This is a genomic window from Candidatus Zymogenus saltonus (assembly GCA_016929395.1).
Taxonomy (GTDB): domain Bacteria; phylum Desulfobacterota; class Zymogenia; order Zymogenales; family Zymogenaceae; genus Zymogenus; species Zymogenus saltonus.
Map to the genome: position 1 here is coordinate 1 of JAFGIX010000021.1, position 6,359 is coordinate 6,359.

At 48.3% G+C, this 6,359-nt stretch carries 8 protein-coding genes and 2 rRNA genes; 5 read left to right on the forward strand and 5 right to left on the reverse strand.

Annotated features, from left to right (window positions below; all coding sequences use genetic code 11):
- A 23S ribosomal RNA gene (locus JW984_04155) occupies positions 1-97 on the forward strand; the annotation flags it as partial.
- A gap of 130 nt (positions 98-227) precedes the next feature.
- Positions 228-342: ribosomal RNA gene (rrf, locus tag JW984_04160) — 5S ribosomal RNA — on the forward strand.
- Between the two features lie 444 nt (positions 343-786).
- On the opposite strand, the gene JW984_04165 is transcribed toward rrf, so the two are convergent.
- Positions 787-1,233, reverse strand: coding sequence for a hypothetical protein (locus JW984_04165; GenBank protein MBN1572372.1), 447 nt, complete (start codon positions 1,231-1,233; stop codon positions 787-789).
- Positions 1,234-1,428: 195 nt separating this feature from the next.
- On the opposite strand from JW984_04165, the gene JW984_04170 reads away from it, so the two are divergent.
- The 3 genes from JW984_04170 to JW984_04180 are packed head-to-tail and all read left to right on the forward strand — an operon-like array spanning position 1,429 to position 3,673.
- Positions 1,429-1,866: a hypothetical protein gene (locus JW984_04170; GenBank protein ID MBN1572373.1), complete on the forward strand. Its 438-nt coding sequence runs from the start codon at positions 1,429-1,431 to the stop codon at positions 1,864-1,866.
- A 38-nt stretch (positions 1,867-1,904) separates the two neighbouring features.
- Positions 1,905-2,864 carry a C-GCAxxG-C-C family protein gene (locus JW984_04175; GenBank protein ID MBN1572374.1) on the forward strand — a complete coding sequence of 320 codons (960 nt, stop codon included), beginning with the start codon at positions 1,905-1,907 and terminating at the stop codon, positions 2,862-2,864.
- Positions 2,864-3,673, forward strand: coding sequence for a methyltransferase domain-containing protein (locus JW984_04180; GenBank protein MBN1572375.1), 810 nt, complete (start codon positions 2,864-2,866; stop codon positions 3,671-3,673). Before JW984_04175 ends, JW984_04180 begins: the two co-directional genes overlap by 1 nt.
- 52 nt (positions 3,674-3,725) lie before the next feature.
- Here the strand turns inward: JW984_04180 and JW984_04185 are convergent, their stop codons facing one another.
- The 4 genes from JW984_04185 to JW984_04200 form a co-directional block, all read right to left on the reverse strand.
- Positions 3,726-4,058, reverse strand: a complete 333-nt coding sequence (locus JW984_04185; GenBank protein MBN1572376.1) for an HNH endonuclease — start codon at positions 4,056-4,058, stop codon at positions 3,726-3,728.
- Positions 4,059-4,186: 128 nt separating this feature from the next.
- The gene (locus tag JW984_04190; GenBank protein ID MBN1572377.1) at positions 4,187-5,077 is read right to left on the reverse strand and encodes a DUF262 domain-containing protein; all 891 of its coding nucleotides are present in this window, start codon (positions 5,075-5,077) and stop codon (positions 4,187-4,189) included.
- Between the two features lie 130 nt (positions 5,078-5,207).
- Positions 5,208-5,693 (reverse strand): GNAT family N-acetyltransferase, encoded by a 486-nt coding sequence (locus JW984_04195; protein ID MBN1572378.1) that lies wholly within the window; start codon positions 5,691-5,693, stop codon positions 5,208-5,210.
- Positions 5,694-5,789: 96 nt separating this feature from the next.
- Positions 5,790-6,269, reverse strand: a complete 480-nt coding sequence (locus JW984_04200) for a GNAT family N-acetyltransferase (GenBank protein MBN1572379.1) — start codon at positions 6,267-6,269, stop codon at positions 5,790-5,792.
- Between the last annotated feature and the right edge of the window lie 90 nt (positions 6,270-6,359).

Sequence of the window (6,359 nt, forward strand, 5' to 3'; positions counted from 1 at the left end):
AAGGCCCCTTGTAGACTACAAGGTATTATAGGTCGGGTGTGTAAGCGCAGTAATGCGCTCAGCTTACCGATACTAATCGGCCGTGAGGCTTGGCCATCCTTATTAATTCCACTAGCACTGCTCTATGCGATTCTCAAAGAACTCCCGCCAAAAAAAATATTTGACAGGAGTTAGGGAAAGATGTAATGGGAGAATATCCCACGTTCTTTAACAATAGACAATAAGTTTTCGGTGACTTTAGCGGAGGGGCAACACCTCTTCCCATCTCGAACAGAGAAGTTAAGACCTCCAGCGCCGATGGTACTGCATGGTTACATGTGGGAGAGTAGGTCGTCGCCGAATTTAATTCCAAAGCCCCGGTTGTAAATACAGCCGGGGCTTTTTGCATTATGCGCATATTATGAGAACGTAAAAAAAGCCCGGACGAAACCGCCCGGGCTTTCATTTTCAATATGGTTCTTCAGAATTTTGAGTATCTGAACAATACTAATTTTTTGAGCGAGGGAAAACGTTCTTTTGCCCACAGACAATGGGCTTAAGCCCATTGTCTATTAACGCCCTCCCCATCCACTAAAACAACCTACCCTCCCCTCCCACAAAATATTCACCCTCCCCCCCTATTAACAACACCTTCCTACCCTTCCCTAATTTTCTGCCATGAAACAATCTCCCTACCCCCTCACCTTCCCACTCCATTGCAGGAAATACTTACCCTACCCTCACAAACACAATATCTTATCCACCCATTGTAGCAAATACCTGCCAACCCCCCCTGCGACCTCTTTGCTAATTCACAACGAACGAGACCGAGGAGACCTCCTTACCGCCGCTGTCGGTGTCGTGCATCCTCAAGTCGTAGGAGCCGGGAACACCGGGCGCCGAAAAGACCATTGTCCCGGAGGTCATCCCGTTGAGGTACTGGTATGTAAGATCGTACTGGTCGTTTGTTGCCTCGTCCCCGTGGGGAACGTGGGACGGGATAATCCCGATCCAGGCGTTGCTCTGGTACCCAACCGGAGCCGTGAAGGTTACGGTGATGGTCTCCCCCGGTGAATACGAGTACTTATTGAGCACCAAAGACGGCCCTGCGGCCGACGGCTCCGAGGGGGTCACTGGAGCTGACGGCTCTGCAGGGGTTTCCTTATCCTTCGAGCATCCAATGGCGAAAGCCGCCACGATCGCAACGGCGAAAAGCAGGATGACGGCGGCGGTCAGTTTTTTGTTTCTCTTCATTGAGACCTCCAAAAATCTCATGTTTATATTGCTGCATATATATCACATCCCTAAAATTTGTCAATAGGTATAAATAGGGTAAAAAATGTGATGGAACCTCCATTCTCTCAGTTTTTATGATCCGGGGAAATAATTAAAGACCTTTTGGCAGAAATGCTGTATTATTGTTTAGGCAATAGATTGAAAGACCGTCCTGTGAGTGGAAAAAAACCCGGCCCGTTTAACGACACCGAAGCCGCAATAAGGCTGAGAGACCCCGCCTCCGGGGTAGGTGTGGAGTTGAAGCTCACGCTCGATCCGGAGCGGGAGGTCGTCGTCGATGCGAAATATCGGCTGACGGACATGCCGGACGAGGAAAGGGCCGCGGAGCTTATATCAAATCTGATAAGGGAAAAGGGATTCCTTTTCTGCATGACGCTTGCCGGGGATGACCTGATTGAATCGAACGAGGGGCAACGCTCGATACCTCTCTTGCTTACGGCCCTGAAGCTGGCGTTGTCCGAATACATCATGCGGAGATACGCGGTGGAGACCGGGATCGCAAAGGACAGGGGGGAGTTTATCGAGAGTTTCCTCAAGGGCCACCCGATGTACGAGATGTTTGCGGATATCGAATTTATCCAAGAAGATTGAACTGTTCGACAGCAGTGAATGGGAACAGATACAGATATATGAAGAGCTCGACCAGGGGAAGACTCTACCTTGTCAAGAACCTGAACTGCGCCCTCGCGACGGTGGAGGCCCTTCAGGACTTGACGGGTACGCGGGACGATCTAATCCTAAAGGCCGTCACCGGCCTTGAGGGGGGCGTTGTTGCGTCCGGTTCCACCTGCGGAGTCCTGACCGCTGGAGCTATCTTTATAGCGCAATTCTTTGATAAAGAAATAGCTAAAGGCGGCCCGGCGGCCGAGGCGTTGCTCCTTAAGAAAGTGGGGAAATACGTCGATTGGTTCGGGGGGAGGTTCAGGACCACACTTTGCAGTGGGAGATCCAGGGTGGATTTCTACACGGCTTGGGGGCAGATCAGGTATTTCGTTCCCGGCGACAGGCTCTTTCGCTGCATCCGCCACATCGGGGAGAGCGTGAGGTTTGTCGAGGAAAACGTGAAGGCAGGTCTTGATTTTGCGGATTTGTCTCACGAAGCAAAAAACAACATGTCCTGCGCGGGAGAGGTTCTGAGGCGCGTGGACGAGAGGACGGGAATTGGTATTGATATGGGGCCGTTGGAGCGGATCTCCATTGTCCACAACGGCGGCGTGGGCCTTTCGGGCGGGGTCTGCGGGGCGCTGGCCGGCTCTGTGATCGCCGTAAATTCCATCTTTGGGATGGACGTGAGGAGCTCGAACTTTCCCCGAAACGTCCGGGACTTCATCGTCGGGCACCTAAACCTGATCTTGAAAAGGCCGGTGGGGATGCCGGAGCCCTTCGGCCTCGGCAGGGAGATCGTCTCCGAGTTCAAGAGAGAGGCCGGCTCCGTAAATTGCTCGGAGATCGTCAGGAGGAAGTTTCGCGACCTCGCCGACTTCGAGGCCTTTTATCCGAAAAGCGACAGGTGCCACAAGCTGATAGATTTCGCTTCGGAGATCTCATGCAGGACTATTGAAAAATGGAGCCATAAGGGGAGTATATGATGTCAAGCACGAGTTCCTATATCGAAAAACTGCTGCTTTCCCACCTGATGACGGAGCCGGTGATTCGCGAGGCGGTTGATTGGCTCGATCTTCCCGTGGACAGCCGCGGCCTCGATGCGGGGTGCGGGATCGGCCTCCACCTCCCAATAATGTTGGACGCCGTCGGAAAGAACGGGCACGTCACCGGCCTCGACATCTCCCGCGAGTTTCTCGACTACGGCGAGGTGATGCTGACGGAAAAGGGTCTTGTCGGAAGGTTTTCCCTCAAGCAAGGGGGCGTTGAAAGACTCCCTTTCAATGACGATCAATTCGACTGGGCGTGGAGCTGTAACCTCGTGGGGTATTATTCCGGCCACGAGCCGGTTCCCTCCCTTAAGGAGCTGTCGCGCGTTGTGAGGCCGAACGGCACGGTAGCCGTTATCTTCTGGTCTTCCCAGCAGCTGCTGCCCGGTTACCCGATGATCGAGGCGAGGCTCAACGCAACCTCCGCGGGGATCGCTCCCTTCAGCGCGGGGATGGACCCAAAATCGCACTCCATTAGGGGACTGGTCTGGTTTCGGGATGCCGGCTTGAAGGACGCCGCCGTCAAGACCTTCTTGGGTGAGGTTCGCCCGCCCTTGTCGGACAAAATGAAAGACGCGATGGCCTCGCTCTTCGATATGCGCTGGGGCGGGGCGAGGTCGGAGGTGGCGGAAGAGACCTGGGGCGAGTACCTGCGCTTAACCGAGCCGGGGTCGGCCGACTTCATCCTGAACCTCGATGACTATTACGCCTTTTTCACATATACGATGTTTTGGGGCGTTGTATAACGACGTAACAATTATTCAAGGGATCAGCTGAAAAGATATTTTATCCTATCTATTATCTTCTAGACCTGTTGTGTTTTCTACAAAGTAATCGTCCATTCTCTATTGAAGTAGGCCCACCTTCATTCCATTTAATTATATGATCAGCATCAGCTTCTCTGAAATCACCAAATCTTTCTTTGCATCTTTCATTATTTTCAATCCATTCGCATTGCATTTCTGCTCTATCCCAGATTGCAATTTTCTGTGCTTCTGTAAAGGATCTTTGCCTATCCTTTAGAGAAATAGAAGGGTATTTCCTAAATATAAAGGACATTAATATTTGATGTCGTTTATTGATACGATTTTTTGCATACCCTGCATTACTTAAAGCAGATGTGAATGACAACCATGGTAATTCACCTGGATTATTAGTTCTTTCGCTTTCAAATTCTTTAATTATTTCAGTAAAAGAGAATTCCTTAGGGATAGCATAATCTTCTGTTATTTCCTTCCAAGCTTTAAAAAAACTTAGAATTAAAAAACACTTTTTAGTTGAGGAAGAATAATCTTATGACCTGATTCTTCTATTTCAACTGCTTTTTGGAATTGACCTAATACTTTTACAAATTGCCTTTTTTCTTGGTCAGTAATAGTTGTAGATTTATCAAGATAAAGAGTTTCTAAACTACTCCAATGTTTATCCTGGCCCGGATATACAAATTCGTGTAAAAGTATATCACATAAGTTTCTATGTGCTTTACGGTAATTTTTAATATTTATTTTTTGAAAAAAAGGATGTTTTGAGGGAGTCTCTATTTCTTCAATATCGTCACTTGTTAGTGTTAGTTTACTTGTCATTTCAGTTACAAAATTACACAACTTACCGCCTAAAGCAGCTCTTATCTCTGTTTTATTAAGAGGTTTCCCTCCTTGAAGTTTTACAAAGATATCCATTGCCGTTTTTTCGTCGAGATTTTCGTATTCTACAATAGTGGTTTCATAATCATCATAATTTTCTCGATATTCTATATCAAGTTGTCTATATCCTTTTTCCTCATCCCCTTCGAGTAGTTTATATTTTTTATTCTTTAATTCATCTGGAATGAATTTTAAATTTGGAATTGGTACTGAACCTTCATAAAAATCCCTAATAGCAGTTAATCTTTGACGCCCGTCAATAGGTACACGAATACCACTCTTTTTCTTCCACAACACCATCATTCCAATAGGGTAGTTTCTTAAAATGCTGTATGCAAGAAGTCCTTTATCTTCTTCAGTCCATACAATTTGACGCTGCCAAGAAGGCACATCCATATCATAAACTGAAATTAGTATATTTCGTTCAGACTCCCTACTTGCGTTTAATCTTGTAATAAGTTTTTTTATTGTACGAAATTCGACAGGTCTTGGACTGTTAACCAACATTTTTAATCTCCTATTATAAAAAGTCTAATTAAAAAAGCTTAGAAATTGGTTCTTATTCAAAGTAATTAGTATATACTAATAAAGCCCGGACTACAAGCCCTGGCCGTGAATTTTTTTACTTTTATTTAAGTTACTTCTTGTCCATGCACAGCGTATGCGTAAAATCCCTAAAGCCGCTCTTTCTCCAGAAGGAATTACCTATCTCGTTTCCGGGAAGAACGTTCAGCTGAATCCTGTCGATACCCCTGGAGTCGAACCATTCGTGCATTTTCTTTAGGATCGCCGTTCCCACACCCCTTCTTCGATACGTCGATCTCACCGCGAGGCTGTCGATAAAGCCGTACCTCTCCGTTTTAAGAACCGGGGGATGGTTGGATATGAAGACGATGGAATAGCCGATCACCCTGTCTTCGTCAAGCGCCACGAGAACGGCGGCATCGTCGGAATCGATCCTCTCCCTCAAATAGTTCTCGAAATGCTCGTGGCCGTCGTCGCGCCTTTCAAGGAAGGGGTCGATGTCGCTGTGGAAGTCCATGAACTCCTTCCATATTTCGACCACCTCCGGTATGTGTGAATCTGCCGCCGGGACGACCGGGATATCTATTCTCTTTTTCACTCTACACCCGTATTTAAAAACTTTACGCGAAGTATTTATCGTGCATCGCAAGCCAAAAGGCCGGCTGCCCGGTCACGTCCACGCCCCCCAGACCCCTTACCCGTCAACGTCCGGCACCGGGTGCGCCAGAACGTGGATGTAGTCCCTGAATCCGTGCTTTTCCCAGAACCGGCAGCCTATCCGGTTTTTGGGCACCACCTGTAGCTCCACCCTGTCGACGTTCACCGATCTGAACCACCTGAACATCTCCATGAGGAGTGCCGTTCCCGCCCCTTTTCTACGATGGATCGATCTCACCGCCAGATCGTTGATGAAGCCGTACCTCTCCGTGTTTAAAACTGGGGGGTGCCTCAAGACAATCGATACGGAGTAGCCAATGACCCTGCCCCCTTCGAGAGCAACGAGGACGTGGGAATCCTCCGACCCGATCCAGTCTTTCACCATTCTAACGAAGTTTTCGTGGCCGTCCTCCCGCCTCTTGAAGAACGGATCGATATCGCTGTGAAAGTCCATGAACTCCTTCCATATCTCGACCATCTCCGGTATGTGTAAATCGGCCGCTGGGACTACTTTCATATCATTTCCTCAACATTATCTCTTTTCGTTCAAATAACGCCCCTAAAGCATCTCTTCGATGATCTCCGCCGCAAACCTGACAAACCCCGG

Bases quoted from the DNA above. Each gene is read 5' to 3' on its own strand.
- JW984_04165 (MBN1572372.1), bottom strand. From the start codon at position 1,233: ATGAAGAGAAACAAAAAACTGACCGCCGCCGTCATCCTGCTTTTCGCC.
- JW984_04175 (MBN1572374.1), top strand. From the start codon at position 1,905: ATGAAGAGCTCGACCAGGGGAAGACTCTACCTTGTCAAGAACCTGAAC.
- JW984_04180 (MBN1572375.1), top strand. From the start codon at position 2,864: ATGTCAAGCACGAGTTCCTATATCGAAAAACTGCTGCTTTCCCACCTG.
- JW984_04190 (MBN1572377.1), bottom strand. From the start codon at position 5,077: ATGTTGGTTAACAGTCCAAGACCTGTCGAATTTCGTACAATAAAAAAA.
- JW984_04200 (MBN1572379.1), bottom strand. From the start codon at position 6,269: ATGAAAGTAGTCCCAGCGGCCGATTTACACATACCGGAGATGGTCGAG.